Genomic DNA, 26,211 nt, shown 5'->3' with positions numbered 1-26,211 from the left:
CTGTTGTCGTACGCGCTGCATTCGGACTGATGGCTGATGATGTTACGAAAGTTGGATATGCAATGAATCACAGCATTGCCGTTGGATTGCTGTGGGCCGGGATATTGCTGGAGTGATTGAGCGCTCGATGACTCGGTATCGTGCCGAGGGTTAGCTGGTTTTCCGAATTCAGGCCCTGATGTGGTCATGTGGACCCGCTATCGCATTGTTTGTACTGCGGTTTCTGGCGTGAAAAACTGGTGCCCCCCGCTTCTGTGCCGGTGAAAATGGGGTCGTACCAGGCGAATTGGTGGCGCGGCGCAGTTACGTCGTGATGTTTGCGCAGTGCAATCAAAGGGCTAATCGTGACCGAATTTCGCGATGGCTGAATGATCGCCGGGCGAGTTTATGCGTGATAGAACTGCTTCGGCCGAAACCGTTCGGATTATCGGTCGAAAAAGAAATCAGTTAAAGGAAGAAGTTACATGAGCAAAACACGAGTGTTCGGTGTCGTCCTGGCTGCGGCGGCCGGTCTCATCATCGCCGGGTCGGGTGTGGCCGGTGCGGTACCGGGTCTCCCGTTGGAGACCGGCGCGGCGCAGCCGGTGGTCGCCCCGGGCGAGCCCGATCCGACCGGTACCGGCTCGAGCAAGGCCATCGCCGACATCGTCAAGCAGCTGTCGAGCGGCTCGGGCAAGGGCACGCCGACCACGTAGGTCACGATCGGCCCGCCTGTGGGTGGGGATGGGCGGCGGGGCGTCCTGAATTCTGCGCAGCGGTCCGGAGCGATCCGGGCCGCTGCGGCTGTTTGCGCGGATCGACCACGAACTGCTCACATCGGTCGTCGGGTGGATCTCACGCACCGTTTGCTGGTGATTCACGATGCGGCCCGGCATACCGGACAAACAGGTCTCCCGTGCCCGATTCCGCGTCACCGGTCGTGTCCGCGATCTTGGCTGAGGTAACAGATAATCCGTTGACCAGCAATGATGTTTGACAAATGGGCAATTCGCCGAGGTGCCGGCCGTATGCGCGGCCGCGCCCGGCGCAATACACTTGCTTGGTAGCTGGTGGGATTTCTCGACCCGATCCCGCGCTCGTCGCAAGCACACGGTACGGATCCCTCTGCATTAGGCGGTGACGGTGGCCCACAGCGGCGCGATGTTCAGAGCTTGGTGGCGGGATCCGGCCGACTATGCCTGGCTCGCGCGGGCGCTGGACTCCTATACGGCGGTGGCCTGGCTGAAGGTGGTCGTCGGCACGGGCGGTGTTTTCCTGGCGGGCATCGCGCTGCTGGCGATGTCTTCCGACGGTGGCCCGCCGAACGACTTCGGTCTCGCGATCGACTGGACCATCGCCGGGTTCGCGGTGTTCTGGGCGCTGCGCTGGTGGCTGCTACCGTGGCCGTCCCGGGTCGAGTCGCTGGCGCTGTTCGGGGCGGCGGACGTCGCGATCACCGTCGCCAACCTGCAGGAATCCAACCGGCTCTACGGCGCGCTCGGCCTGACCCTGCTGGTGATCACCGGCGGCTATCTGGCGGTGATGCACAACGCGAAAGTGCTTGCGCTGCATGCGGCCTGGACGGTGTGCTCGGTGGTCCTGCTGACCGGCCGGATGGTGGCGGGCGGCGGCGATCCGATGATCGCCGCGGCGATCGTGCTGATGACCGTGGCCTGCGGCGTCGTCCTGATGCCCGCGATGCAGTTCTGCTTCTGGGTGTTGCGCCAGGATGCGGTGCGCGACCCCTTGACCACCCTGTTGAATCGGCGCGGATTGGAGTTGTACCTGGCGGCGCTGGCGGGCTCGGGGTGTCGCGGGCCGGTCTACGCGATCGCACTCGACCTCGACCGGTTCAAGGACGTCAACGATCGCTTCGGTCACGCGGTGGGCGACGAGGTGCTGGTCCGCACGGCGCAGCGCCTGCGGGCCGCGCTGCGCGCACCGTTCGTGGTGGCGCGCACCGGCGGGGAAGAGTTCGTGATCTTCGGCCAGACTGCGGAGCGGACCGCGCAGGCCGAGGCCGAACGGGTGCGACTGGCCGTTTCCGAACCGCAGCGGGTAGGTACGGATGCGGGGGAGCCGCCGGAAACGATCGCGGTGACCGCGAGTCTCGGGGTCGTGGTCTACGCGGGCACGTGCGATCCCGCGCTGCCCTATTCGATGCTGCGGCGCGCCGATGACCTGATGTACCGCGCGAAACAGCTCGGCGGGAACCTGGTCGTCACCGACGAACTCGTCGCGTCCGCCGCCACCTGAGACCCGACGACGAAAAGCGGCCCGGATCGCTCCGGGCCGCTTTTTGTTGTTCGGTGGAATCAGAACGCCGCTTCGTCCAGCTCCATGATGTCGTTGTCCAGGTTGGCCAGCACGGCGCGGGTGGCCGTCAGCTCCGGCAGCATGTTGCGGGCGAAGAACTGCGCGACGCCCACCTTGCCCTGGTAGAACGACTCGTCGGCACCGGTGGCGCCGTTGTCGAGCGCCTTGATGGCGATCTCGGCCTGACGCAGCAGCTGCCAGCCGATCAGCAGGTCACCGACGGCGAGCAGGAAGCGCACCGAACCGAGACCGACCTTGTACAGCTCGGACGGGTTCTCCTGGGCGCCCATCAGGTGGCCGGTGAGCGTGGCGGCCATGGCCTGCACGTCCTCCAGCGCGGTGGCGAGCAGCTTGCGCTCGCCCTTGAGCCGGCCGTTGCCCGCCTCCGAGTCGATGAACTTCTGCACCTGGCCGGCCACGTGCGCCAGTGCGACGCCGCGGTCCCGGGCGATCTTGCGGAAGAAGAAGTCCTGCGCCTGGATGGCGGTGGTGCCCTCGTACAGCGAGTCGATCTTCGCGTCCCGGATGTACTGCTCGATCGGGTAGTCCTGCAGGAAGCCGGAGCCGCCGAAGGTCTGCAGCGATTCGGTCAAGTACTGGTAGGCGCGTTCGGAACCGACACCCTTGACGATCGGCAGCAGCAGATCGTTGACGCGGAACGCGACATCGGCGTCCGCACCCGAAACCTGCTGGGCGATATCGGCATCCTGGTGCGCGGCGGTGTAGAGGTAGATCGCGCGCAGGCCCTCGGCGTAGGCCTTCTGGCTGGCCAGCGAGCGGCGCACGTCGGGGTGGTGGGTGATGGTCACGCGGGGCGCGGCCTTGTCGGTCATCTGGGTGAGGTCGGCACCCTGGACGCGCTCCTTGGCGTAGTCGCGAGCGTTCAGGTAGCCGGTCGACAGGGTCGCGATGGCCTTGGTGCCCACCATCATGCGCGCGTTCTCGATCACGTCGAACATCTGCGCGATGCCGTTGTGCACCTCGCCGACGAGCCAGCCCTTGGCCGGAATGCCGTGGCCGCCGAAGGTCAGCTCACAGGTGGCCGAGACCTTCAGGCCCATCTTGTGCTCGACACCGGTGACGAAAGCGCCGTTGCGGTCGCCGAGTTCACCGGTCTCGTGGTCGAAGTGGAACTTCGGTACGAAAAACAGCGACAGACCCTTGGTGCCCGGACCCGCGCCCTCGGGACGGGCCAGCACCAGGTGGATGGTGTTCTCGAACATGTCGTCGGCGTCGGCCGAGGTGATGAAGCGCTTCACGCCCTCGATGTGCCAGCTGCCGTCTTCCTGCTTGATCGCCTTGGTGCGACCCGCGCCGACATCGGAGCCCGCGTCGGGCTCGGTGAGCACCATGGTGGCGCCCCAGTCGCGATCGATCGCGATCTTGGCCCACTTCTTCTGCTCATCGGTGCCGTTGTTGTGGAAGATGGTGGCGAAGCCGGGGCCCGCGGCGTACATGTACACGGCGGGGTTCGCGCCGAGGATCAGCTCGCTGATCGCCCAGTGCACGGTGCGGGGGACGCCGAGACCGCCGAGGGCTTCGGGCAGGCCGAGCTTCTCCCAGCCGCCTTCCTGCAGGGCACGGAAGGACTTCTTGAACGACTCCGGGATCGCGACGGTGTGCGTTTCCGGATCGAACACCGGCGGGTTGCGGTCGGCGTCGGCGAACGAGTCCGCGAGCGGGCCTTCGGCCAGGCGGCGGACCTCGTTCAGCATCTCCTTGACCGTGTCGGCGTCCAGGTCGCCGTAGGCGCCGCTGTCGAGGATGGAGACGAGACCGAGGACCTCGAAGAGGTTGAACTCCAGGTCGCGGACGTTGCTCTTGTAGTGACCCATGTCGGTTACTCACTCTCCGTTGAGTTGGTGCGGTCGGTTGGTTAGCCGTTCCCGCCCGTTTGTCGCTCTACCGGTAGCCGGTTTTCCGCATGCTACTCGCGGGTAACTTACGTTCCATATTACCGACCAGTAATGGGCAGGCAAAGGCTCTAGCGGGCAATGTGACGCGGAAAACAGCGACGCGCGCGGCGGCGGCGATCGGACCGGTGCTCCGGTTACGGTGAGACGTGCGCATCGAGACGAGTGCCGGACCGGCCGAGATCGAGCTCGACCGTCCCCGCGGACCGAGCTTCTTGCTGCTGCTCACGCACGGTTCCGGCGGCGGCGTCGACGCGAAGGATCTGCTGGCCGTGCGGGACCGCGCGGTGGAACTCGGCGGTGCCGTCGCCAGGGTGGTACAGCCCTATCGAGTCGCCGGGCGCAGGGCGCCGGGGTCGGCCGAGAAGCAGGACGAGGCGTGGCTCGAGATCGTCGCGGCGTTGCGCCGCAAGGTCAAGGGGGTACCGCTCATCCAAGGTGGGCGCAGCAATGGTGCGCGGGTGGCCTGCCGGACGGCGGTCGCGGTCTCGGCGCGCGGTGTGCTCGCGCTGTCGTTTCCACTGCATCCGCCGGGCAAGCCGGAGAAGACCCGGCGCGCGGAGCTCTTGGCTGCCGCTCCCGTCGAGGTGGTGGTCATCAACGGGAGCAGCGATCCGTTCGGCATCCCGGACCCGGCCGATGCCGCGGAGGTCCGGGTGATCGCGGGTCAACCGCATTCGTTCCGCACCGGGTTCGATGTCATCGCCGACACGGTTACGCCGTGGCTGCGGCGGTGGAGCGAGTAGTCCGGTGCGGCTGCGAGATCAGAGGCAGTATTTGGCGCCGGAGGACAGCGCCTGCACCAGGCAGGCCAGCGACGCGGCGTCGCTGGAACCGGGCGAGACCCCGATCTCCTCGTTGCCGACCGGCGTCACCTGGCTGTGCTGTGCCGGTTCCAGCGGCAGCCCGGGCGCCGCATTTGCCACGCCGGCCCCCGCACCCAGCGTGAGCACAACGGCGGCAATGATTTTCAGTGGAACACGGCGCATCGAACAACTCCTGTGAGACGGATCGGATCTGCGCCACGCTAGCCAGCTCCTCACGCCCTGGCACGCCCCCGATTCCGGTGGCCGCGATATCGACGGCACAACCGCACGGGGCAGCGCTATCCCGCCGGGGTGCCCGCGCGAAAGTGCTCGGCGGACGCGCCGGCAGGTGGCCGGCGTCGATCGGGTCCGGCTCGCGCTGCTGGTGCTCGGCGGAAGCGTGTTCCTCCCCTGGGCGCTGAGCTGGGGCCTGTACTCGCTGTGACGGGTCAGTCGGTGGGTTCGAGTGCGGACTCGGCGGGCCGGGTCGCGATGACGAGCGCGTCGATGGCGTCGCGTCCCTCGGTCGGGCGTAAGACACGGTCGGCCAAGCGGATTCGGATGCGGTGGTCGTCGATGGCGGGTGCGAGGTCGGCGATCACATCGTCCGGCGTGAACAGGACGTCCGGGTCTTTCGGTCCGCCGTACCCGTCGGTGAGGTTGGTGCTGTCGTGGCCGAGGACCAGCAGCGTGCCCTCGGGCGCGAGCAGGTCGGCCGCGCGCCGCAGCACGATTCGCCGCTGGTCGGCGGGCAGGTGCAAGAAGACCATCAGGACGAGTTCGAACGGGCCCGGGACCTCTAGTTCGGTCACATCGGCGCATTCCCAGGTGATCCGGCTGCGCACCGAGCGGGACAACCGGGTCGCGATGGTGCGGCCTTTGTCCACCCCGACCTGGGAATAGTCTACAGCGTAGACCTGCCAGCCGTGCGTGGCGAGCCAGAGCGAATTACGCCCCTCCCCGCAGGCCAGGTCCAGGGCGCGGGGCAACTCCGGGACCTGGCCGTCGCTGTCGGGCGCGAGCGGGGTGCGCCGCTCGAGCCCGAAGACGTGTTCCACCACGGTGCTGTTCGGTGGCGCGCCCCAGACCAAATCGGATTGGGCATAACGCTCGTCCCACTCGGTCGCATCCATGATCGCGAGTCTATTGACGAGCGCGGCTACCCCGCGATCTCGGTCTCCGGCAACCAGCGCACCGGCGTGGTCTCGCGCACGTGCACCAGCACGTCGAAGGCCCCGGCGAGCGAAGGCACGGTGATGTTCGCCGTGCCGTCTTCGGCCGGGTCGTAGACGCCGCTGATCACGCGCAGCTTCGCCGGGGCCGCGCGCCACGCGTCGACCGCGCCCGGCGCCTCCGCGCGCAGGTCGAGGTAGTAGCTGGGCAACTCGACCGTGCCGAGTGCCGCGTCCACCAGATCGGGCAGCGGCTCGGGCGCGTGGTGTGCGCCGAGGTCACCGTGCCCGAAACCGAGGGCGACCGAGGCATAACCGTCGCCGAACTCCGCGCGCAGATAGCTGCCGACGCTACGGAATTCGGCGCTGCCGAGGCCGAGCGGGCGCGCCGCGGTGTGTGCGATGCCGTCCCAGTAGACGATCTTGGCGCCGGTGGTGCGCTGCTGTTCGATCACCCGCATACCCGCGCGGCGTTCGTCGCGCGCGAAACCGCCCTGCCCGGCGACGCTCTGCTCGTGGAACTCGACGATCAACCGGGCACGCCGCCGGGCTTCGACGTATTCCGCTGCGACGGGCAAGGTTTCGAACAATTCGAAGGCGGCGCGTGCGTGCTCGGCGAACGGGCGGCCCGGGTGGGTGCCGAGATGGCGCTGGACGTGCTCATCCACCTGATGCGCGGTGCGAATCGGGGCCAGCTGTGCCTCGACGGCGGCCACCTGATCAGGGGCCACGCGGCGCACGTAATCCAGGACGACGTCGTAGTCCGCCGGCTCGGCCCGCGGCGGTTCGATGCCGAAGATCCGCACCTGGTCGTCGGGGTTCGCCTTGTTGTACGCGCGGATCCATTCCAGTGCCGCAACGGTTTCCGCGGTGCGCCACGGCCGCCACGACTCGGCGAGCACCGTCTCGGGCTCGCCGGCGCCCGCCCGCACGTACGCGTCCCACCGCTCGCCCGAGCGGGCGCTGTCCTGAATCGCCAAGGCGCGGAACCCATGTCGCTGCACCAGCGCACGGAAAATCCGTTCCTGGAGCCCGTAGATCTGCCGGGAGAATCGGGTCGATTCACCGAGCCCGACCACCGTGGCAGCGCCGAGTCGGTCGAGCAGCGCGGCGAGATCTGGACCGGTGTAGCCCGACGCGGTGTCGCTGATCGGACGGGCGTGGGCGGTGAGCCAGTCCCGCACGATCGGCCACTCGGGCACGGCAGGTGTGCTGGTTCCCATGGTTCCTCCTGGACAGACGACGATCCGACGCGGTCCAGCCTCATAGGTGAAGTGAGGTCGAGGTCAAGGACCGCGCCGGATCGTGGGTGTCCGGGGGCGCGAACCGCTACAGCTGCGTACGCATGAGCAGCACGTTGTACTGGCTGTGCACGGTCGTGAGGTAGTACAGATCACGGCCGGTCTGATACGGGAAGATCGACGGCGCGTACGCGCTCGGCAGTTCCCGGGTGTCGATCAGCACCTCGGGCTCGCTCCACGGCCCGGTCGGCGCATCCGCCCGGCGCAGCACCACCGAGTTGAACGGGTCGGTGGTGAGCGAGATGTACTGGCCGAGGTACGCGTTGTACATCACCGACAGCTCGCCGACGCCCCACATGATCGGCGCGGCAGCGTTCACGTCGTCGCGCCGCCACTCGTTGCCGTCCCAGTATTCGTACGCGCTGAGATCGGTGATCTGGGCTTCCGGGACGCGCGCGACGAACGCCGCCTGGTTGCGGCCGGACGGGGTGCCGTACTCGTAGACGAACCCGCCGTCCTTCAGGAAGGCGTTCATCTGGAAGTTGCCGTTGCCGCCCTCGTCCGGCCGTCGGGTGGCGGGCAGTTCTCCCCACGTTTCCCCGTTGTCGCCGGAGGCGGCGAGGCTGGAGAAGTTGGTGCTCCACTGTCCGACCTCGTCCCAACTACGTACCGACATCAGGCTCATGAATTGGACATCGCCCACCGAAATGCCCGCAGTAGGAATACGGCTAATCTCCAGAAACGGAATTTTCGGGCTGGGGATCAGATCGCGTGCCTGACCGAAAACATCGCGCACGACGCTGTCGAAATATATGCCGTTGACCGGGTTGGTCGTGTGGCTGCGCATCAGGATGTTGGAGCGCCACGACCACATGCTGCCGGCCAGCAGGTTGGGGAAGCCGAGGCCCGCGGTGTCGCCGAACGCGGTGAGCAGCTCGCCCTTGCCGTTGTCCCACATGATGCCGAGGTCGGTGCCGAGGACGTTGTAGGTCTGAGTGTTGTTCGGGCTGGCCATGCCGGTCATCTGGAACACCGCCCGGGACCGGCCGGCGAGGTTGGGCAGACCGTTGCTGCCGTTGAGTACCGGAATCGGATTGATGGTGTTTGGATTGGCGGTGGCCGGGGTAATCGCTGTAGTCAGTAAGGTTGAAACACCCGCCAACGCGGTAAGCACAATGGCTACGGTTCTGTTCAAGTCTGTGCGCCCTCCGGAATCACGCCGAAAGCAATGCGAAACACAGACTTCCGCGATACACAGACCCCTCGCGGTGTGTAGCGCACCACAATTCGACTGGCTGGCAAATCTGCGGAAAATGCTAGCAGTGATTTCGTCGAAAAGGGCTGCCTCGGTCCCGGAACTGCCGGGCCGGATTCAGTCGGTGCCGGATTTCCCCCGGTTGACGGCCAATCGGATGACCAGCGGCAGCTGCGTCGCCCGCTCGATGGCGAAGGTGCGGCGGGTCGAGGCATGCCAGGCCTTGTCGAAGAGTCGCTTGGCCCCGGCGACGGCGTGCGGCGAGCGCGTCGCGATCCGGTCGGCCAGCTTCTCCGCGGCGGCGACCGGGTCCGCGGTGACCTCGGTGACCAGGCCGATCCGTTCGGCGTAGGCAGCGTCAACGGTGTCCGCGGTCATCGTCAGCAGCAGTGCCTTGTCGACACCGATCAGCCGGGAGAGGGTGGCCGCGCCGGTCATGTCGGGCACCAGGCCGTGTTTGCCCTCCATTACCGAGAACTCCGAATCCGGGGTGGCGAAACGGAAGTCGGCGGCCAGCGCGAGTTGCAGTCCGCCGCCGTAGCAGCGGCCGTGCACGGCGGCGATCACCGGCACCCGCAGCCTGCGCCAGGCCCAGCAGGCTTCCTGGAAGACGTTGGTGCCGCGCCAGGGCAGTGGCACGAAGGCCCGCACGATGGACAGCGGATCGCCGGCCGCTTTCGCGATGTCCAGGCCGCTGCTGAAGCTGGGTCCGTTGCCCGACAGGATCACCGCGCGCACGTCGCCGCGGCCCGCGATGGTGTGCGCGGTGTCGATCAGTTCGCGCAGCATGTCGATGGTCAGGCCGTTGTGCTTGTCCGGCCGGTCGAGGGATACGTAGGCGCGATCGCCGTCGAAGCGCAGCGCGATGTGGGTGCCCATGCTCGGATCTTACCCGTGAGTCAGTTCGATGCCAGTGGGCATTGCCCGGCCACAGGGACTCTGCTCTAATCGAACCCAGGTTACCGTCAATGTTGACGGTAATTGCGTCGCCCGCCGCTCTGCCGCGCGGGCGACGGCACGCCTGATCTGCGGAGGAACCATGCTGCCAGCGGGAATTGATCCCCGAACGCCGGTGCTCGTCGGCGCCGGGCAGGTCGTACACCGGAACGGTGAACCCGGCCTGCCGGGCCCGGTCGAACTCGCGGCCGAGTCGCTGCGCCGCGCGGGCGCCGACAGCGGCGCCGGCGATCGGCTCCTGCGCGGCGCGGACCTCATCGCGGCCGCGGCCCCGGTCAGCAGGCCGTACCCGGATCTCGGCGCGCTGGTCGCCGCCGAGCTCGGTGCCGACCCGAAGCGGACGATGCAGTCCGTGCGCTTCGGCGGCGATGCGCCGCAGCGCCTGCTCAACACCGTCGCCCAGGCCATCGCGGCCGGACAGTCCGAGATCGCGCTGCTCACCGGCGCCGAGGCGGTGGCGGCATGGAACAGCGCGACCCGCGCGGGCGCCACCCTGGCGTGGCCGGAGCAGCCGGACGACGTGCAGCCGACCGACCTCGTCGGTTCCGACCGGGCCCCCAATTCCGAGATGGAAACCGCCGCCGGGATGTGGGGACCGGTGTACTTCTACGCCCTGATGGAGACCGCGCTGCGCCATCGGCTCGGGCTCAGCGTGGACGCGCACCGGGCCCGGATCGGCGGCCTGTGGTCGCGGCTGTCCGCCATCGCGGCGCGCAATCCTTATGCGTGGCAACCGGAATCGCACGACGCGATCGATCTGGTGACGCCGGGCGCGGCCAACCGGCTGGTCTCGACGCCGTATCCGAAGCTGCTGGTCGCGAACCTGTCGGTGAATCTCGGCGCGGGCTTGATCGTGTGCAGCGCGGCCGCCGCCGACGCGGCCGGGGTGCCGCGGGAGCGCTGGGTGTTCCCGCACGCCGGGGCCACCGCCACCGACGAATGGTTCGTCACCGAACGCGCGGACATGTCGGTGTCGCCCGCCATCGCCGCGGCAGGCCGGGCGGCGCTCGGCGCGGCCGGTATCGGAATAGACGACGTCGCGCACATCGATCTCTACTCCTGCTTCCCGGTCGCGGTGCAGGTCTCGGCCGAGGCGCTCGGCCTGCCGATCGACGATCCGGCGCGGCCGCTCTCGGTCACCGGCGGGCTCACCTTCGCGGGCGGGCCGGGCAACAATTACAGCACGCATTCGATCGCGACCATGGTCGGTCTGCTGCGCGAGGACCCGCAGGCCTACGGGCTGGCGACCGCGCTCGGCTGGTATATCACCAAACACGGCGTCGGCGTGTACTCGGCGAAACCGCCTGCGGGACTGTTCCGTTCGCTGGAAGCCGAGGTGCCCGCCGCCCGGCGCGCCGCGGCTGCGGGCTATACCGGTCCGGCGACCGTCGAGGCCTACACCGTGGCCTACCGCAAGGGGCCCGCCCCCGCCCATCTCGACGAACCCGAGGCCGTCGTGGTCAGCGCCCTGAACCCGGACGGTGCCCGCATACTGGTCCGGACTTCCGCCGCCGATACTGTCGCAGCGTTCACCGAGGGCGACCCACTGGGCGCCGCAGTGAATATCACTGCCGCCGATGCGCTCACGCTCACCGAAGGGACTGCCCGATGACCGAAAAGATCTTGGTGGAGCGACGCGACGCCGTCACCGTGCTCACCGTCAACCGCCCCGAGGCCCGCAACGCCATCGATCTCGCGACCGCGCTGGCGATCGAATCCGCCGTCGACGCGTTCGAGGACGACGCGACGGCGCGCGTGCTCGTGCTCACCGGCGCGGGCGCAACCTTCAGCGCCGGAATGGATCTCGTCGCCGCCTCGAAGGGTGAGATGCCGATGACGCAGCGGCGCGGTCCGCTCGGCATCGCCGCGAAACCGCCTGCCAAGCCGATGATTTCGGCGGTCGAGGGGTTCGCGCTGGCCGGTGGCTTCGAACTCGCCCTCTCCGGCGACCTGATCGTCGCCGCCAGCGACGCGCAGTTCGGCATCCCGGAGGTCAAGCGCGGGCTGGTCGCCGCGGGCGGCGGTGTGCTGCGGCTGACCCAGCGGCTGCCGCGCAGCATGGCCGCCGAACTCGCGTTGACCGGTGGCCGGGTCGGTGCCGAGCGGCTGTACCAGCTCGGTCTGGTCAACCGGATCACCGAGCCCGGCGGCGCATTGGCGGTGGCGCTGGAGCTGGCGGCCGAAATCGCCGCCGCGGCACCGCTGGCCGTCGCCGCGAGCAAGCGCATCATCGACGAGTCGCCCGATTGGGCGGTCGGCGAGGCCTTCGCCAAGCAGGGCGAGATCGCTTTGCCCGCACTGTTTTCCAAGGACGCCGCCGAAGGTGCGCTCGCCTTCGCGCAGAAGCGTGAACCGCAGTGGCAGGGCCGCTGACCGGCGCCGGGGAACGCGTCCGGGAGACGCAGGCGCAGCGCAGGGTGCGCATGCGCACGCGACTGCTGGACGCGGCGGTCGAGAGCCTGGTGGAGGTCGGCTACGCCGGCACCACCACGCTCGAGGTGCAGAAGCGGGCAGGCGTGCCGCGCGGCACCCTGCAACACCATTTCCCGACCAAGGCCGACCTGCTGGCCGGGGCGGTCGAGCATCTGGCCACCCGCCGATTCGACCAGCTGACAAGCGAATTCGCCGATATCCCGCCCGCGGTGGATCGGCTGGAGACCGCGGTCGAATTGACCATGCGCATGTTGAGCGGCCCGTCGTTCTGGGCCGCGCTGGAGATGTGGGTCGGCGCACGCACCGATCCGGAGCTGCTCGCCGCGTTCCTGCCGCTGGAGCATCGGCTGTTCGAGTTGATGCACACCAGCATTCGGGACGTCTTCCGCGCGGAATTCCCCGACGACCCACGGGTGCCGACGATCACCGAGTTCACCATCGAGATCATGACCGGCCTGGCCATGCGCGTGCTGCTCACCGGCGATCTGGACGGGAACCGAATCATCCAGCACCGCTGGCGAAACGCCGTCCGCATCCTGCTCGGCGCGGCCCCGGCGGACACCCTGCTGGCGCGTCCCGATCGTCAGGCGTAGGCGGTGCTGCGGATCACCGCGGCGCAGGCGGCGGGGTCGTCGTAGTACGGGGTGTGCCCGCTGCCGGGCAGCGTGACGTGCCGGGCGTCCGGCAGGGTCGCGCGGGCCCGGCGGCTCTGCGTGGCGTAGGTGAGCAGGATGTCGCGGTTGCCCCAGGCGATGGTGACCGGAATGTCTGCCAGCGCGCCGATCTCGTGCAGTCGCGCCCGGTCGAACGAGGCGAGCGCCGCGGTGAAACCCGGTGCGTCGGCCGCGCCCGTCGCGGTGTCCAGCCCCACCTGCTTGCCGACCGCCCACGGCTTGCCGAAGACCAGTTGCAGGAACAGGGTGCGGCCCAGGGCCGTGCCCAGCACCGCGGGCAGCGCGGGCCGCAACAGTCCTGCGAGTTGCTGTGATCGGCCGAGGGACTGCTGGCACCAGATCCGACCGGCCTTGTCCCAGAACGCGATCGGGGAGAACGCGGTCACCGAGCGGGCCAGCCCGCGAGCGCCGAGGTTCAGCGTGATCAGCCCGCCCATCGAGTTCCCGGCCAGGTGTGGCCGCTCGATCCCTTGCGCGACAAGGAATTCGGCGAGTGCGTCGGTGAGCGTGTCGACCGTGGTGGTGGCCAGCGGGGCCGAGTCGCCGAACCCCGGCAGATCCACCGCGATCACGTCATGGGACTCGGCGAGGGTGTCGATGACCGGTTCCCACACCTGCCACCGGCTGCCGACGCCGTGCACCAGTACCAGCGGCTCGCCCGCACCCGCCCGGTGGTAATTCAACGTCGTCATCGCAATCCGCCTCTCCGCTGCGTCAACACTAACAGCAGGCACCAGCCCTCAGTTGCCCTGGCTGCACCGCTCGACACCCGATCGCCGCTGGCAGTGCCGGGAATATCGCGGTACGGTAATTGGTATGGCAACGCGTAAGGTCACCCTTTCGCTGGACGAGGCCGCTTGGTCCTATGCCGAGCAGGCCGCGGCCCGCGCGGGTATGTCGCCGTCGGCGTGGATATCGAAGGCCGCGCGTCGCGAGGCCGTGCGCACCGGCTGCGGCCCGGCGCCCGATGCGACGGCCGAGGCGGCCGCGGACGCGGCCGAGCTGGCCGCCGCCGAGGAGGCGATGCGTGCGGCGGGGTGAACTGTGGATCTACAACCCGCATGGTTCGCCCCGACGGCGCACGGTCGTGCTCATCAGCAGTGACGGCATCAACGAGTCGCCGCGCCCGTGGCTGATCGCCGCCGAGGTGGTGGCCGACGACCCGCAGGACATCCTCGCGGTGCCGGTGCAGCGGTACGGCTGGGTGCACGCCGGCAACATCGGCCGCATCTTCCGCGGCTGGCTCGCCGAGCGGGTGGACGAGATGGAGTCCGAGGCGCTGGAACGCCTGGACACCGCGCTGCGCGCCGCGATGGATTTGTGAAAACGGCATCGGCACGACGGTTTCCGGCTCGATCGGTACCATCGGGGCCGACGTCGGCGCTGTCGTGCCGTCCGTTCGGTCCAGGCAATGGCTAGTGTCCATTCGAAAGAAGAGGATTCAGGTGCGGATCTCCCTGATCGCCGCGGCGCTCATCGCGCTGCCGGTGCTCGCGGCATGCGGAAACGACACAGCGGCGGCGGCGCCGGCGGTGACCCAGGCCGACCTGGCCAAGTCACTCCAGGACAAGGGGCTCAAAAACAAGGAACTCGCCGAGTGTGCGGCGAAACTCTTTGTCGAGCAGGGCATCTCCCAGGACGGCCTGCGGGTCATGGTGAGCGACGAGTACGACACCAAGGCCGCCGACCAGCAGACCCTGGGCATGAGCAAGGAAGACGCGGAGAAGGCCCGCACCGCGAGTACCCGCATCGCCACGGAATGCATGGCCACCCCGCGCTGAAACCTTCCCAGCCGGTACCGAGGGCCTCAGAGCGCGACGACGAGTTCGACGCGGGTGCGTGAGCCCGCGTCGAGTTCTTCGGCGGTGCGGATCGCCTTCTTCACCGGTAGCACGTAGGTGGCGCGGGATTTGTCCGGGAAAAGGGATGTGGACCAGCGGCTCGCGCCGATGGTGACGTGCACCCGGACCGAGCCGAACCCACCGGCCCGGTGCGCATAGCGGTCCTCGATCTCGTCGGCGACGTCCTCGGGCAGTGAGACGAAATACCAGGAGCCCGCGTGGTGCTCCCACACTTGCGCGTCGAACGAGTACTGCGATCCAGCCACGGCGCGACTGTAACGCCACCCTCTGACAATCGGTCGGGACCAGTACTTTCGCCGTGAGCGCCGACCGCAGCGCGGCGGATTCGGATCGCGCTGCGCGCAACCCGTGAGCTCCCCCGCGGCGTGCGCGATCGTGGGGTGATGACATCCATCGAAGCCAGATCCGCCACCGACGCCGAACTGGATGCGGTCTTCGGGCCGATCTTCGACCGGATCGCGCAGGGCGCGGTGGAGCGGGAGATCGATCGCCGGCTGCCGTTCGACGAGGTCGGGTGGTTGCGCGAGGCGAAGTTCGGCGCGTTGCGGGTGCCGGTCGAGTTCGGCGGCTACGGCGTCACGGTGCGTCAGCTGTTCCGGCTGCTCATCGAGCTGGCCGCGGCCGAGTCGAATCTGCCGCAGGCGCTGCGCGTGCACTTCTCGTTCGTGGAAGACCAGCTGCTCGCCGAGTCCGGTCCGGCCCGCGAGCAGTGGCTGCGGGCCGTGGCCGCCGGCACGCTGGTCGGCAACGCGATCACCGAGCCGGGCGTCGGCGCGGTCGACCGCTACCGGACCCGGCTGACCAGGGACGGCGATCGCTGGCTGCTGAACGGTGTGAAGTATTACAGCACCGGTTCGCTCTACGCGGACCACATCCTGGCCGCGGCCGACCGCGACGGCGAGCGGGTCGGCGTGCTGGTCGACGCGAGCGCCGACGGCGTCCGGCAGCACGACGATTGGGATGGTTTCGGCCAGCGGTTGACCGCCAGTGGCACAACGGAATTCACCGATGTGGTGGTATCCGAGGAGCGTATCCTCGGGCCCGGCTACGGTGCGCCCGGCCCCACCTACGCGACGTCGTACCTGCAACTGGTGCAGCTAGCGGTGCTCGCGGGCATCGCGCAGCGCGCCGAGTCCGACGCCCGTGCCTGGGTGGCGGGCCGAACCCGCAGCTACACGCATTCCGCGGCCGGGCTGCCGCGCCAGGATCCGTTGGTACAGCAGGTGATCGGCAAGTTGTCGGCGGCGGCCTTCGCGGCACGGTCGAGTGTGCTCGCCGTCGCGGACGTACTGGACGACGTGCTCGCCGCCGGCGCGACCGACGAAAATTCCCTGGTCGCCGCCGAACTCGCGGCGGCGCAGGCCCAGCTCGCGGTGATCGACCTGGTACTGCCCGCCACCTCGCTGCTGTTCGAAGTCGGTGGTGCGTCGGTGGTTTCGGAGCGCCAGCGGCTGGATCGGCACTGGCGCAACGCCCGCACCATCTCGGTGCACAATCCGGCGATCCAGAAGGCGCGCGCGATCGGCGATCACCTGCTGAACGGCACGGACCTGCCCTTCGCCTGGAGTGCGGGGGAACGCAAAGCCACCGAAGGAGCGGCCGAATGACCCGTCGAATTCGCTTCAACGCCTTCGACATGAACTGCGTCGCCCACCAATCACCAGGCCTGTGGCGGCATCCGGACGACCAGTCGCATCGCTACAAGGAACTGAGCTACTGGACCGATCTGGCGCGATTGCTGGAGCAGGGCCGGTTCGACGGCATCTTCATCGCCGACGTGCTCGGCACCTATGACGTCTACGGCGGCACCGATATCGCCGCCCTGCGCCAGGGCGCGCAGATTCCGGTGGCCGATCCGCTGCTGCTGGTCTCGGCGATGGCCGCGGTCACCGAGCATCTCGGGTTCGGCATCACCACCGGCACCGGTTTCGAGCATCCGTTCCCGTTCGCGCGCCGGCTCTCCACCCTCGACCACCTGACCAACGGCCGGATCGGCTGGAACGTCGTGACCGGCTACCTACCCTCGGCGGCACGGAACTTCGGCGCCGCAGATCAGCTCGACCACGACGAGCGCTACAACCAAGCCGACGAGTACCTGGAGGTGCTGTACAAGCTGTGGGAAGGCTCGTGGGAGGACGACGCCGTGGTGCGCGACGCCGCCCAGGGCATTTACGTCGACCCGGCCAAGGTGCATCACATCGGCCATCAGGGCAAGCACTTCACGGTCCCGGGGATTCATCTCGCCGAGCCGTCGCCACAGCGCACACCGGTCATCTACCAGGCGGGCGCCTCCACCCGGGGCGTGCGCTTCGCCGCCGAGAACGCCGAAGCCATCTTCATCGCCGCGCCCTCGAAACGGCTACTGGCGCAGACGGTTTCCCGTATCCGGTCCGAGCTGGAGCGAGCCGGGCGTGACCCGTACGCGGCGCGGATCTACGCACTGGCCACCATCATCACCGACGCGACCGACGAGGCGGCCCAGCGCAAGCACGAGCAGTACCTGTCCTACGCCAGCGTCGAGGGCGGCCTCGTGTTCATGTCCGGCTGGATGGGCATCGATCTGTCGAGTTACGACCTGGACGACCCGATCGGGCAGGTGCAGAGCAACGCCATCCAGTCCGCGGTGGCCGCCTTCCAGGAGTTCGACGACGACGGGCGTGAATGGACCGTGCGCGATATCGGGCGCTGGGCGGGCATCGGTGGCATGGGACCGGTCTTCGTGGGCTCCGGTGCGACCGTCGCCGACCGACTCCAGCAGTGGGTCGCCGACACCGATCTCGACGGTTTCAACCTGGCCTATGCGATCACCCCGGGATCGTTCGAAGACGTTGTCCGCCATGTGGTTCCCGTGCTGACCGAGCGCGGCGCGTACGCCGCCGACTATGTGCCGGGCACATTGCGCAACGCGCTGTTCGGGGCGGGAGATCGGCTGCCGGACGAGCATCGTGGCGCCCGCTACCGCGTCGGCGCGGCCGGGTCGACGGTGCTGCCCGACGAGGTCGCGCGGCCCGGCGCCGCGGTCGTCACGCCGAATCTCTAGCGGTCGATCACGACGGGAGTGCGGCGAGCAACGCCTGCGCGACGGATTCGAGGCCCTGCCGGTCGATCTCGTCGAACCGGCCCGGTTTCGGGCTGTCCAGATCGAAGACACCGATCAGCGCGCCGTTGTGCACAAGGGGGACAACCACTTCCGAGCGGGTGTCGGCGTCGCAGGCGATATGGCCGGGGAAAGCGTGCACGTCCGGCACCAATTGCGTTTCCCTGGTCTGGGCCGCCGTGCCGCATACCCCTTTTCCGAGGGGGATGCGCACACAGGCCGGTTTGCCCTGAAAGGGCCCGACCACGAGTTCGTGCCCGTCGTGAAAATAGAATCCGACCCAATTGACGTCGGGCAGTGCGTGAAATACCAGCGCCGCGATATTCGCGGCGTTGGCGGTCCGGTCCGGCTCGCCCGCGACCAGCGCGCTCGCCTGCTCGGTGAGCTGGCGGTACTGCTCGGTGCGGTCTCCGGTCAGCTCGGCAACGGTAAACGACATGGGCCGAATGGTACGCCTGCGCAAAGGCCGGTTCGCTCATTGATTCTCGGTGATCGCAACACTCACGAGGGCCGCGTCACACCCTGATGATCCCTACATGACAACGCAGAATTCCGTTTCCCGTTCCCCCCGTTCGGCCGCGGTGATCGGTGCGGGCCAAACCGGCGCCACTGCGGCACTGGGTTTGCTCGACGCCGGATTCGACGTGACCCTCTACAGCGACCGTGATCAGCGCAGTCTGCGCGACGACGTACCCGCCACCGGCACCGCGCTCGAATTCGGTGTGACCCAGCAGGCCGAGTCGGCGCTCGGCCTGGACACCTACACCGGCCGCGCGCCTCGGCACACCGGTCTCAGCGTCCGGATCGCCGGACCGGAAGGCGCCGAATTGATCCAGTTCGACGGCACTTTCGACGGCTATGTCGGCGTCGCCGTCGACACCCGGCTGAAGGCCGACGAGCGTTTGACCGCGTTCCTGGAGCGCGGCGGTCGCTTCGTCGTCGAGTCGGTGACCCCCGAGACCCTCGACTCGATCGCCGCGGCGAACGATCTCACCCTGGTTGCCACCGGCCGTGGCGGGTTGTCCGACCTGTTCCCGATCGACGAGACGCGTACCCCGTACGACGCGCCGCAGCGATCACTGCTCACCGTCACCGTGACCGGAATCGGCCACGACAAGGATGTTTTCGCGCACCGCAGCCCCGCCGGCGGTGCGCACAGCGGGTTCTCCATCCTGGCCGAGCAGGGCGAGGCGTGGTGGGGCCCGTACCTGCACAAGGACGCCGGGCCGAGCTGGGCGTTCCTCGGGTGGGCGCGCCCCGGCAGCGACTGGGAAACCCGTTTCGCCACAGCGGATTCCGCGGAATCCGCGTTGCGTGTCGTGCAGGATCTGTACCGGGACTTCATCGATTGGGATCTGCCGGAGGTGCTGGCCACCCAGGTGCTCGCCGACGACCCGCACTCCTGGCTCAAAGGCGCGGTGCGGCCGGTGGTCCGGGCGGCCGTCGGGCACACCGCGGGCGGCCACGTGGTGGCCTCGCTGGGCGACACCTCCGCGGCTTACGACCCGATCGCGGGGCAGGGCGCGCAGAGCGGGCTCATCCAGGCCCAGCGGCTGGTGGCCGCCGCGGCGGTGCACGACGGCCCGTTCGACGAGGCCTGGTTCACCGAGCAGTACGCGCAGTTCCTCGCGGTGCGCGGCGACGCCGCCAACAAGGTCACCCGGCTGTTCCTCGGCGATCCCGAGCTGGCCGAGATCGGCAACCAGCTGTTCGCCGCGGCGAGCGTCGCGCCGAAGTTCGCCGCCGCGCTGGTCGGCCTGCTGCACCACCCGCAGCCTTTCCTCGAAGTCGACTCGCTCGACGCCGCCAACGCCTTCATCACCCGGGTCACCGGCGAGGACGCCCAGGCCGTGCTCGGCCGGTTCACGCCCGCGGGCACGTTCGCCCGGTCCACCTTCTCGCAAGCCCTCGCCAGCGCCTGATATCGGCACGCTTCGGCACAGCGATCCGATCGCACAGATTCAAACCCTCGTGCCGATCGGGTCGCGGTGCTGGAGTGGTGTAGATCGACGGCTACCCCCGAAAACATGGAGCAGCTATGACCACGGAGCAGATCGCCGACCAGATCAAATTCGCCTACTGGGTGCCCAATGTCAGCGGGGGACTGGTCACCAGCGATATCGAGCAGCGCACCAGCTGGGACTTCGACTACAACAAGAAGCTGGCGCAGACCGCTGAGAACAACGGTTTCGAATACGCGCTGTCCCAGGTGCGCTACACCGCGTCCTACGGCGCCGAATTCCAGCACGAGTCCACCTCGTTCAGCCTCGCGCTGCTCGGGGCGACCGAGCGGCTGAAGGTGATCGCGGCGATCCACCCCGGCCTCTGGCATCCCGCGGTGCTCGCGAAGTTCGGCGCCACCGCCGACCACCTCTCCAACGGCCGCTTCGCCATCAACGTCGTCTCCGGTTGGTTCGCGGGCGAATTCACCGCGCTGGGCGAGCCGTGGCTCGAGCACGACGAAAGGTACCGGCGCAGCGCCGAATTCCTCGAGGTGATCCGCAAGATCTGGACCGAGGACAATGTGAACTACGGCGGCGACTTCTACCGGATCCGGGATTTCACGCTGAAGCCGAAACCGCTCAACACCGCGCAACGGCCGAATCCCGAACTGTTCCAGGGCGGCAACTCGACCGCCGCCCGCCGCAACGGCGGCCGCTACGCCGACTGGTACTTCTCCAACGGCAAGGACTTCGACGGCGTCACCGAACAACTCGACGATCTGCGTGCGGTCGCCCGAGAGCACAATCGCGAGGTGAAGTTCGGCCTGAACGGCTTCATCATCGCCCGCGACACCGAAAAGGAAGCGCGGGACACGCTGCGTGAGATCATCGAGAAGGCGAACAAGCCTGCTGTGGAAGGTTTCCGAGACGCGGTACAGCAGGCGGGTGCGTCCACCAAGGACCACAGGGGCATGTGGGCCGACTCGACCTTCGAGGATCTCGTGCAGTACAACGACGGCTTCCGCACAAAACTGATCGGCACGCCCGAGCAGATCGCCGAGCGCATCGTCGCCTACCGCGAGCTCGGTGTCGACCTGATCCTCGGTGGCTTCCTGCACTTCCAGGAGGAGATCGAGTACTTCGGGGCGAAGGTGCTGCCGCTGGTCCGGGAACTGGAGGCCGCACGGCGGCCGGTCGCGGTGGTCGGCTGATGACCGCGGTCGCGGCCGATCGCATCACCTCGGCGGCACAGGCGTTTTCGGTCGCGCAGGCACTCGCGGCGCAGTTCGCCGCCGGTGCCGCCGTGCGCGACCGCGACCGCGTCCTGCCGCACGACGAGGTGGATCGGCTCGCGGCCGCAGGCCTGCTCGCGGTGACCGTGCCCGCCGAATACGGCGGCGCGGAACTGCCGCCGAGCGCGGTCGCCGAGGTGGTGCGGATTCTCGCGGCCGCCGACCCGAATATCGCGCAGATCCCGCACAGCCACTTCGTCTATCTGAACCTGGTGCGGCTGGCCGGTTCCCACGCGCAGCGGCGCAGGTATTTCGGGCAGGTGCTCGACGGTGCGCGCATCGCCAACGCGCAGTCCGAACGCGGCGGCGCGACCATCGCCGATATCAGCACCACCTTGCGCCCGCAGGGCAAGCGGTTTCGCGTCGACGGACGCAAGTTCTATTGCACCGGTTCGTTGTTCGCGAATCTGCTGGCGGTGCTGACCAAGCTGGACGATCCGGATCGACGCAGCGGGCTGGAGCCGGGGGAGTACATCGTGTACCTGCCCGCCGACACTCCCGGCGTGCAGATCGTCGACGACTGGAACGGTTTCGGCCAGCGCACCACCGGCAGCGGCACCGTGCGTTTCGACGAGGTACTCGTGGATCCCGACCAGGTGATCGCCCGTTCGGCGGCGGTACGGGCCCCGCACGCGTACGGCGCTTTCGCGCAGCTGCTGCACGCCGCCATCGATACCGGTATCGCCCGCGGCGCACTCACGGCGGCAACGGAATTCGTGCAGACCGCCAGCAGGCCCTGGTTCGAAGCCGACGTCGCCCGTGCGGTCGACGATCCCTTGCTGATCCAGCGCTTCGGCGAGTTGTCCGTGACGGTCACCGCCGCCGAAGCCACGCTCACCGCGGCAGGCCTCGCCGTCGACGCGGCAACCGGTGCCGCGGCGGACGCGAAGTCGGCCGCGCGTGCCTCGCTCGCGGTGGCGGCCGCGAAGGTGCTCGCCGATCGGGCCGCGACCGAGGTGTCGAGCGCCCTGTTCGAAGTGGGTGGAACACGCAGTGCCGCAGCCGATCTGAACCTGCATCACTTCTGGCGCAACGCGCGCACGCACACCTTGCACGACCCGGTCAGATGGAAGTACCAGCACCTCGGCCGTGCCCTGTTGCACGGCACGGCGCCGCCGTTGCACGGGGTGCTCTAGACCGCTCGCGCGGTCGAACAGTTAGTCAGCGAGAGGGATACGAACAGTGACAGTGACGGTCGTAGTCGGCAACCCGAAGCCCGCTTCCCGCACCCTGACCGCGGCCACACTGGTCGCGCGGGGCCTGCGCCCCGAGGCGGAGCCCACCGTGCTCGATCTGGTCGAGTTCGGTCCCGCACTGCTCGGCTGGGGTGATCCCGCGGTGGGCGCGGCGGTGCGCACCGTATCGGATTCGGAGCTGGTCGTTTTCGCCAGTCCGACGTTCAAAGCCACCTATACCGGGCTACTGAAGCTGTTCCTCGAACAGTTCGACGGCGGCACCGGATTGGCCGGTGTGCTCGGCGTCCCCGTGATGCTCGGCGCCGGGCCCGGGCACGCGCTCGCACCCGACCTGTTGCTCAAACCGGTCCTCGTCGAACTGGGCGCCACCGCCGCGCTGCCCGGCCTCTACCTCTCCGATCGCACCTTCCAGGAGGACGGCGCGATCGACCGCTACAGCGACCGATGGCGGCCCGTCGCCCAGGCGCTGGCCACCGCGAAGGCGACCGATCATGCATGAGCTCTTCGAATCTCCCGCCGATGGCGGCGGCCTGCGTCGCGCCTTCGCCAACTTCCCGAGCGGCGTGGTCGCCGTCTGCGCCGATATCGACGGCACCCCACACGGTCTCGCGGTGAGCACCTTCGTGCCGGTCTCCCTCGATCCGCCGCTGGTGTCGTTCTGCGTGCAGAACTCGTCCTCGACCTGGCCGAAACTCGCCGCCGCGGGCCATCTCGGCCTCAGCCTGCTCGGCACCGATCAGCAGGACGCCGCCCGCTCGCTCGGCGCCCGCAACGGCGACCGCTTCCGTGGCACCGCATTACATCGGGGCACCGGCGAGGCGGTGTTCATCGACGGGGCGTCGGCGTGGATCGAAGGGGTGCCCGAGGCGCAGGTGCCCGCGGGCGATCACGCGGTCGTCATCCTGCGCATCCACCGCATCGCCACCCGCACCGACGTCGACCCGCTCGTCTTCCACGGCAGCAGGTTCCGTCGATTGCACGCCGAAGTCGACATCGCGTCGTGAGGTAGCCGGCCGGATGTGCGAGACTGGTCGCACATCCCGCGTCGATTGGATTTGCCGAAAACGATATCCCCATATTCTCGGCGTATTTTCGTTCCGGACGAGATCAAATTTCTTTGACATCGATCTTCACCGGTCAGAGAGACCGGTGAAGATCGATGTTGATGCTACGGACCCTAGTGTCTATTACGTTCTCCGCGATGCGTCGAGTTCGTGTTCATCTTGCGTATTTTGCGAGCAAGATCCACGCCAACCGCTATCACGGCGGCAGAAACAAGCACCAGCACGAATGGAGTCTTTGTGCTCCGCGCTATCTCGGCACCTGCGACCAGCAACGCTACGAGAGTAATTGCACTGAGAAAGATCGATATTCGCTCCAACGCGCTTACTCCAGTGTGGACTCGGTCTCGTTTAGATTGCTAAGGTTCCGTCAGTGTAGCTCAAGCCATCTCGCCCTTGTATACCCTCGCCTGTGACGGGCAGGCGACCCGCTTGCTGCGATCGTGGATGGAATAGCAGGTGGCTCCAGCTGGGATATCGATAACCTGACCGTCCTTCATCATCTCGCACTGGTCGAATATCACTGCGGTGGCCGAACTCGCGCCGAGCACTACCGCTGCGGCGCCGACCCCGGTGGTGGCGGCGGGCGCGCTGGCAGCGGCGGCCCCAAGCGCCAGATACCCGGCCGCGCAGCCCAGCGGGGTTGCTTGGGCGGATACGGCGGTCGAAGTCGAGATGACCGTCGCCCCTGCGAGTACGATCATGCTGGTAGTGACGGCTTTGCGGATGCGGTTCATTGCGTGTTCCTCTATCTGGTGGTTGTTACTGCGGGTAGCTGCGTTTGGGCAGCACTAGGTGTTGGGGAGTTGCAGCTCCCCAACACCGGCCCTAAGGGGGTACGGGCTGATCCTCGCCCAGTTCCGTGTGATGCTTACTTCCGAGATCTGTTGTGGACTACAGGTTTTGACGCCTCAAATGCGGTTTCGGTTCCGTCAGTCGCGAGATCCTTTGCGGATTCTCGCGAATCGGCTGGCCCTCCGCTACCGTCATTCCCATGCGGCTGGGTCACGACGGGTACAGGACGCGTCGATCGCGCTGCTCGGACTGGCGCCGTGTTCGCCGCGCTCGACCCTGCCGCGCGGCGAGGGGCCGAGTCTGGCAGCCGGTTTCATCGCTTGGCTGTTGATACCGACGTATCCAGTGACGGCGGGTGTGCGAACGCGACGGTCATACATTGGTCTCCAGAGTCTGAGAGCTGTTGTGTCACATGGTTTGACGTCGCCGGCTCCGGATCGGTTCCATCGAACTCGGGAAACCACAACAAATGCCGTCCCGTTCGCATCGTTCGGCTCGGTCATCGTTTCGGCGTCGGAGGTCATCGTGAGTCCACTGCGTCTGCGGCCGCATGGCAATGGCTACCGCTGGCTGCGGCAAACCGCCGTGCTCAGCGGTTCCCTTTCCCTGCACCACGCTGGGGCCCGGCCCGGTCTTCCACGGCAGCAGGTTCCGTCGATTGCACGCCGAAGTCGACATCGCGTCGTGAGGTAGCCGGCCGGATGTGCGAGACTGGTGGCACATTCGTTCGGAAGGGTCTGTCATGACCATGGGCATGGTTTTAGGAGACGGCTCCGCGCGCACGTCGACGCGGGAGCTCTAGCCACACCCACTCGCAGTAACTCCTCGTCGAGGTGCACTCCGTGCCCCTGACTGCCCGACCACGAGGAGTTGTCCGTGTCCACCGTGACCTGGACCGAAGCCGACACCGTCCGATCCGCCCGCTGGCATTCCGAAAGCGCGACACCGGCACCGAGCCGTGTCCTGATCGCCGACGACCGGCTGCCCGCCGCCACCGCGTACCGGCTGGCCTGCGAAGGCACCGCGCTGCTGTGGCGCGGCGACTATCACAATGCCCGCCAGCTGCTGCGGGCGATGGCGCGTCGTATCGATCGGAAAGCGCTTGCACGCCAAGATGATCCGGCGGAGATGTTTCGCGCGCAGCGCCGGGCCCGCAACCAGCGCGCCCGGGTACTCGGCAAGTTGCTCGTGCACCTCGAGCACGACCACGCGCTCGCGTTGCGCCGCGCCCCCGATGTCCGTGCGGCCTGTGCTCAGGCGTACGGACCGGGTCGCGGACCCGTGCTCGTCGCACTCACCGAGCTTCTCGGTGTGCTCAGTGCTGCGCAATGGCGCGAAAAGGGTGTTCCCATACCGGCTCTCGGCGCCGCCATCCATCCGCACTACGGGGTTTTCGCGCCGGTTCGCGGTGAATATGTCGACCTCGTCGCGGGTGCGCCGCTACCGGCCGGTGCGGCGACGGCCTTCGATCTCGGCACAGGCACCGGCGTGCTGGCCGCGGTGCTCGCCCGACGCGGCATCCGGCGGGTCGTCGCCACCGACGACAACCCGCGCGCCCTGATCTGTGCCCGGGAGAACACCGCCCGGCTGCGGCTCGCCGACACCGTCCACGTCACCGGCCCCACCCTCTATCCCGAAGGCCGCGCCGACCTGATCGTCTGCAATCCGCCCTGGTTGCCCGCCCGGCCCACCTCCGCTCTCGAGCGCGGCGTCTACGACGCGGACAGCGCGATGCTGCGCCAGTTCCTCGCGGGCCTGCCGACCCATCTCACCCTCGGCGGGGAGGCCTGGCTCGTCCTCTCCGACCTCGCCGAACGGCTCGGCCTACGCACCCGGTCCGAACTCCACGCCCGCGTCACCGCCGCCGGTCTCCGCGTCCTCGACCGCCTCGACACCGCCCCCCACCACCCCCGCACCCGCGACACCACCGACCCACTGCACGCCGCCCGCGCCGCCGAGATCACCTCCCTCTGGCGCCTGGGCTGAGCCCCGCCGCGCACCTCTCGTCACCCCGCGCACGTGTCAGTCGACCGACACGCGCGCGGGATGCCGGGACGTGCGCGGGATGCTGAGATGTGCGCGGGGTGCTGGAACGTGCGCGGGGTGCTGGAACGTGCGCGGGATGCTGGAACGTGCGCGGGATGCTGGAACGTGCGCGGGATGCCGAGACGTGCGGGCGGGGGTGCTGAAACACGGTGCGGGACGCCGGACGTGCGCGC

General features: G+C 68.2%; 28 protein-coding genes. 17 read left to right on the top strand and 11 right to left on the bottom strand.

The genetic code is table 11. From position 1 onward, the window contains the following. The first annotated feature begins 464 nt into the window (after positions 1 to 464). Both NBRGI_RS31915 and NBRGI_RS45585 read left to right on the top strand, forming a co-directional pair. Positions 465 to 695: a hypothetical protein gene (locus NBRGI_RS31915; RefSeq protein WP_029900902.1), complete on the top strand. Its 231-nt coding sequence runs from the start codon at positions 465 to 467 to the stop codon at positions 693 to 695. A 445-nt stretch (positions 696 to 1,140) separates the two neighbouring features. Continuing rightward, a complete protein-coding gene (locus NBRGI_RS45585; protein ID WP_148311023.1) occupies positions 1,141 to 2,235 on the top strand; it encodes a GGDEF domain-containing protein in 1,095 nt (364 codons plus the stop codon). 59 nt (positions 2,236 to 2,294) lie between these two features. On the opposite strand, the gene NBRGI_RS31905 is transcribed toward NBRGI_RS45585, so the two are convergent. Further along, positions 2,295 to 4,130, bottom strand: a complete 1,836-nt coding sequence (locus NBRGI_RS31905) for an acyl-CoA dehydrogenase (protein WP_029900900.1) — start codon at positions 4,128 to 4,130, stop codon at positions 2,295 to 2,297. Positions 4,131 to 4,357: 227 nt separating this feature from the next. Between NBRGI_RS31905 and NBRGI_RS31900 the strand changes: the two genes are divergently transcribed. Further along, positions 4,358 to 4,954, top strand: coding sequence for an alpha/beta hydrolase family protein (locus tag NBRGI_RS31900; protein ID WP_029900899.1), 597 nt, complete (start codon positions 4,358 to 4,360; stop codon positions 4,952 to 4,954). A gap of 18 nt (positions 4,955 to 4,972) precedes the next feature. On the opposite strand, the gene NBRGI_RS31895 is transcribed toward NBRGI_RS31900, so the two are convergent. The 5 genes from NBRGI_RS31895 to NBRGI_RS31870 all read right to left on the bottom strand — a co-directional run bounded on the left by NBRGI_RS31895 (position 4,973) and on the right by NBRGI_RS31870 (position 9,561). Beyond that, on the bottom strand, positions 4,973 to 5,197 hold the full coding sequence (locus tag NBRGI_RS31895; RefSeq protein ID WP_148311022.1) for a hypothetical protein: 225 nt from the start codon (positions 5,195 to 5,197) through the stop codon (positions 4,973 to 4,975). Between the two features lie 266 nt (positions 5,198 to 5,463). After that, entirely contained in the window at positions 5,464 to 6,147 is a 684-nt protein-coding gene (locus tag NBRGI_RS31885; protein WP_029900897.1) for a class I SAM-dependent methyltransferase, read from the bottom strand. Between the two features lie 26 nt (positions 6,148 to 6,173). Next, positions 6,174 to 7,409 (bottom strand): erythromycin esterase family protein, encoded by a 1,236-nt coding sequence (locus tag NBRGI_RS31880; protein ID WP_029900896.1) that lies wholly within the window; start codon positions 7,407 to 7,409, stop codon positions 6,174 to 6,176. A 106-nt stretch (positions 7,410 to 7,515) separates the two neighbouring features. Then, positions 7,516 to 8,622, bottom strand: coding sequence for a DUF4185 domain-containing protein (locus NBRGI_RS31875; protein ID WP_029900895.1), 1,107 nt, complete (start codon positions 8,620 to 8,622; stop codon positions 7,516 to 7,518). A gap of 177 nt (positions 8,623 to 8,799) precedes the next feature. Further along, complete coding sequence (locus tag NBRGI_RS31870) at positions 8,800 to 9,561, bottom strand: crotonase/enoyl-CoA hydratase family protein (RefSeq protein ID WP_029900894.1); 762 nt, start codon at positions 9,559 to 9,561, stop codon at positions 8,800 to 8,802. A gap of 160 nt (positions 9,562 to 9,721) precedes the next feature. Here NBRGI_RS31870 and NBRGI_RS31865 point away from each other — a divergent pair, with 160 nt between their 5' ends. Genes NBRGI_RS31865 through NBRGI_RS31855 form a run of 3 tightly spaced genes read left to right on the top strand, consistent with a single transcriptional unit; the run spans position 9,722 to position 12,665 of the window. After that, a complete protein-coding gene (locus NBRGI_RS31865; RefSeq protein ID WP_029900893.1) occupies positions 9,722 to 11,251 on the top strand; it encodes an acetyl-CoA acetyltransferase in 1,530 nt (509 codons plus the stop codon). Then, a complete protein-coding gene (locus tag NBRGI_RS31860) occupies positions 11,248 to 12,012 on the top strand; it encodes a crotonase/enoyl-CoA hydratase family protein (protein ID WP_029900892.1) in 765 nt (254 codons plus the stop codon). The genes NBRGI_RS31865 and NBRGI_RS31860 overlap by 4 nt, the downstream gene beginning before the upstream one ends. After that, complete coding sequence (locus NBRGI_RS31855) at positions 11,997 to 12,665, top strand: TetR/AcrR family transcriptional regulator (protein ID WP_029900891.1); 669 nt, start codon at positions 11,997 to 11,999, stop codon at positions 12,663 to 12,665. Before NBRGI_RS31860 ends, NBRGI_RS31855 begins: the two co-directional genes overlap by 16 nt. Here the strand turns inward: NBRGI_RS31855 and NBRGI_RS31850 are convergent. Continuing rightward, positions 12,656 to 13,438 carry an alpha/beta fold hydrolase gene (locus NBRGI_RS31850; RefSeq protein ID WP_029900890.1) on the bottom strand — a complete coding sequence of 261 codons (783 nt, stop codon included), beginning with the start codon at positions 13,436 to 13,438 and terminating at the stop codon, positions 12,656 to 12,658. The two genes, NBRGI_RS31855 and NBRGI_RS31850, sit on opposite strands and share 10 nt — an antisense overlap. 124 nt (positions 13,439 to 13,562) lie before the next feature. On the opposite strand from NBRGI_RS31850, the gene NBRGI_RS31845 reads away from it, so the two are divergent. The 3 genes from NBRGI_RS31845 (at position 13,563) to NBRGI_RS31835 (ending at position 14,527) form a co-directional block, all read left to right on the top strand. Beyond that, positions 13,563 to 13,787: a hypothetical protein gene (locus NBRGI_RS31845; RefSeq protein WP_029900889.1), complete on the top strand. Its 225-nt coding sequence runs from the start codon at positions 13,563 to 13,565 to the stop codon at positions 13,785 to 13,787. Then, the gene (locus NBRGI_RS31840; RefSeq protein ID WP_029900888.1) at positions 13,774 to 14,070 is read left to right on the top strand and encodes a hypothetical protein; all 297 of its coding nucleotides are present in this window, start codon (positions 13,774 to 13,776) and stop codon (positions 14,068 to 14,070) included. Before NBRGI_RS31845 ends, NBRGI_RS31840 begins: the two co-directional genes overlap by 14 nt. A 121-nt stretch (positions 14,071 to 14,191) precedes the next feature. After that, complete coding sequence (locus NBRGI_RS31835; RefSeq protein ID WP_029900887.1) at positions 14,192 to 14,527, top strand: hypothetical protein; 336 nt, start codon at positions 14,192 to 14,194, stop codon at positions 14,525 to 14,527. Between the two features lie 26 nt (positions 14,528 to 14,553). Here NBRGI_RS31835 and NBRGI_RS31830 read toward each other — a convergent pair whose 3' ends face one another. Further along, the gene (locus NBRGI_RS31830; RefSeq protein WP_029900886.1) at positions 14,554 to 14,853 is read right to left on the bottom strand and encodes a DUF1905 domain-containing protein; all 300 of its coding nucleotides are present in this window, start codon (positions 14,851 to 14,853) and stop codon (positions 14,554 to 14,556) included. Positions 14,854 to 14,991: 138 nt separating this feature from the next. Here NBRGI_RS31830 and NBRGI_RS31825 point away from each other — a divergent pair, with 138 nt between their 5' ends. Together NBRGI_RS31825 and NBRGI_RS31820 are read left to right on the top strand one after the other, a co-directional pair. Next, positions 14,992 to 16,215: an acyl-CoA dehydrogenase family protein gene (locus NBRGI_RS31825; RefSeq protein WP_029900885.1), complete on the top strand. Its 1,224-nt coding sequence runs from the start codon at positions 14,992 to 14,994 to the stop codon at positions 16,213 to 16,215. Beyond that, positions 16,212 to 17,648 carry an LLM class flavin-dependent oxidoreductase gene (locus NBRGI_RS31820; RefSeq protein WP_029900884.1) on the top strand — a complete coding sequence of 479 codons (1,437 nt, stop codon included), beginning with the start codon at positions 16,212 to 16,214 and terminating at the stop codon, positions 17,646 to 17,648. The genes NBRGI_RS31825 and NBRGI_RS31820 overlap by 4 nt, the downstream gene beginning before the upstream one ends. 7 nt (positions 17,649 to 17,655) lie before the next feature. On the opposite strand, the gene NBRGI_RS31815 is transcribed toward NBRGI_RS31820, so the two are convergent. Beyond that, positions 17,656 to 18,144, bottom strand: coding sequence for a GAF domain-containing protein (locus NBRGI_RS31815; RefSeq protein WP_029900883.1), 489 nt, complete (start codon positions 18,142 to 18,144; stop codon positions 17,656 to 17,658). A 97-nt stretch (positions 18,145 to 18,241) separates the two neighbouring features. Between NBRGI_RS31815 and NBRGI_RS31810 the strand changes: the two genes are divergently transcribed. The 5 genes from NBRGI_RS31810 (at position 18,242) to NBRGI_RS31790 (ending at position 23,140) form a co-directional block, all read left to right on the top strand. Then, positions 18,242 to 19,627 carry a styrene monooxygenase/indole monooxygenase family protein gene (locus NBRGI_RS31810; RefSeq protein WP_029900882.1) on the top strand — a complete coding sequence of 462 codons (1,386 nt, stop codon included), beginning with the start codon at positions 18,242 to 18,244 and terminating at the stop codon, positions 19,625 to 19,627. Between the two features lie 116 nt (positions 19,628 to 19,743). Beyond that, on the top strand, positions 19,744 to 20,859 hold the full coding sequence (gene sfnG / locus NBRGI_RS31805) for a dimethylsulfone monooxygenase SfnG (RefSeq protein ID WP_029900881.1): 1,116 nt from the start codon (positions 19,744 to 19,746) through the stop codon (positions 20,857 to 20,859). Further along, positions 20,859 to 22,076, top strand: a complete 1,218-nt coding sequence (locus NBRGI_RS31800; protein ID WP_029900880.1) for an SfnB family sulfur acquisition oxidoreductase — start codon at positions 20,859 to 20,861, stop codon at positions 22,074 to 22,076. The genes sfnG and NBRGI_RS31800 overlap by 1 nt, the downstream gene beginning before the upstream one ends. A gap of 46 nt (positions 22,077 to 22,122) precedes the next feature. Beyond that, a complete protein-coding gene (locus tag NBRGI_RS31795) occupies positions 22,123 to 22,635 on the top strand; it encodes an NADPH-dependent FMN reductase (RefSeq protein WP_029900879.1) in 513 nt (170 codons plus the stop codon). Beyond that, complete coding sequence (locus NBRGI_RS31790; protein ID WP_051728184.1) at positions 22,628 to 23,140, top strand: flavin reductase family protein; 513 nt, start codon at positions 22,628 to 22,630, stop codon at positions 23,138 to 23,140. Before NBRGI_RS31795 ends, NBRGI_RS31790 begins: the two co-directional genes overlap by 8 nt. A 437-nt stretch (positions 23,141 to 23,577) precedes the next feature. On the opposite strand, the gene NBRGI_RS31785 is transcribed toward NBRGI_RS31790, so the two are convergent. Then, positions 23,578 to 23,934: a hypothetical protein gene (locus NBRGI_RS31785; protein WP_029900877.1), complete on the bottom strand. Its 357-nt coding sequence runs from the start codon at positions 23,932 to 23,934 to the stop codon at positions 23,578 to 23,580. Positions 23,935 to 24,862: 928 nt separating this feature from the next. Here NBRGI_RS31785 and NBRGI_RS31780 point away from each other — a divergent pair. Further along, entirely contained in the window at positions 24,863 to 25,978 is a 1,116-nt protein-coding gene (locus NBRGI_RS31780; RefSeq protein WP_370627875.1) for a methyltransferase, read from the top strand. A gap of 36 nt (positions 25,979 to 26,014) precedes the next feature. Here NBRGI_RS31780 and NBRGI_RS49340 read toward each other — a convergent pair. Next, positions 26,015 to 26,211: hypothetical protein (locus tag NBRGI_RS49340; protein ID WP_235211161.1), on the bottom strand; the 197-nt coding region annotated here is incomplete at its 5' end.

It is taken from the genome of Nocardia brasiliensis IFM 10847, assembly GCF_000710915.1.
In the GTDB taxonomy this organism is placed as follows: domain Bacteria; phylum Actinomycetota; class Actinomycetes; order Mycobacteriales; family Mycobacteriaceae; genus Nocardia; species Nocardia brasiliensis_A.
Note: the sequence above shows the minus strand (reverse complement) of the source record. Positions and strands in the feature narration are given on the sequence as shown.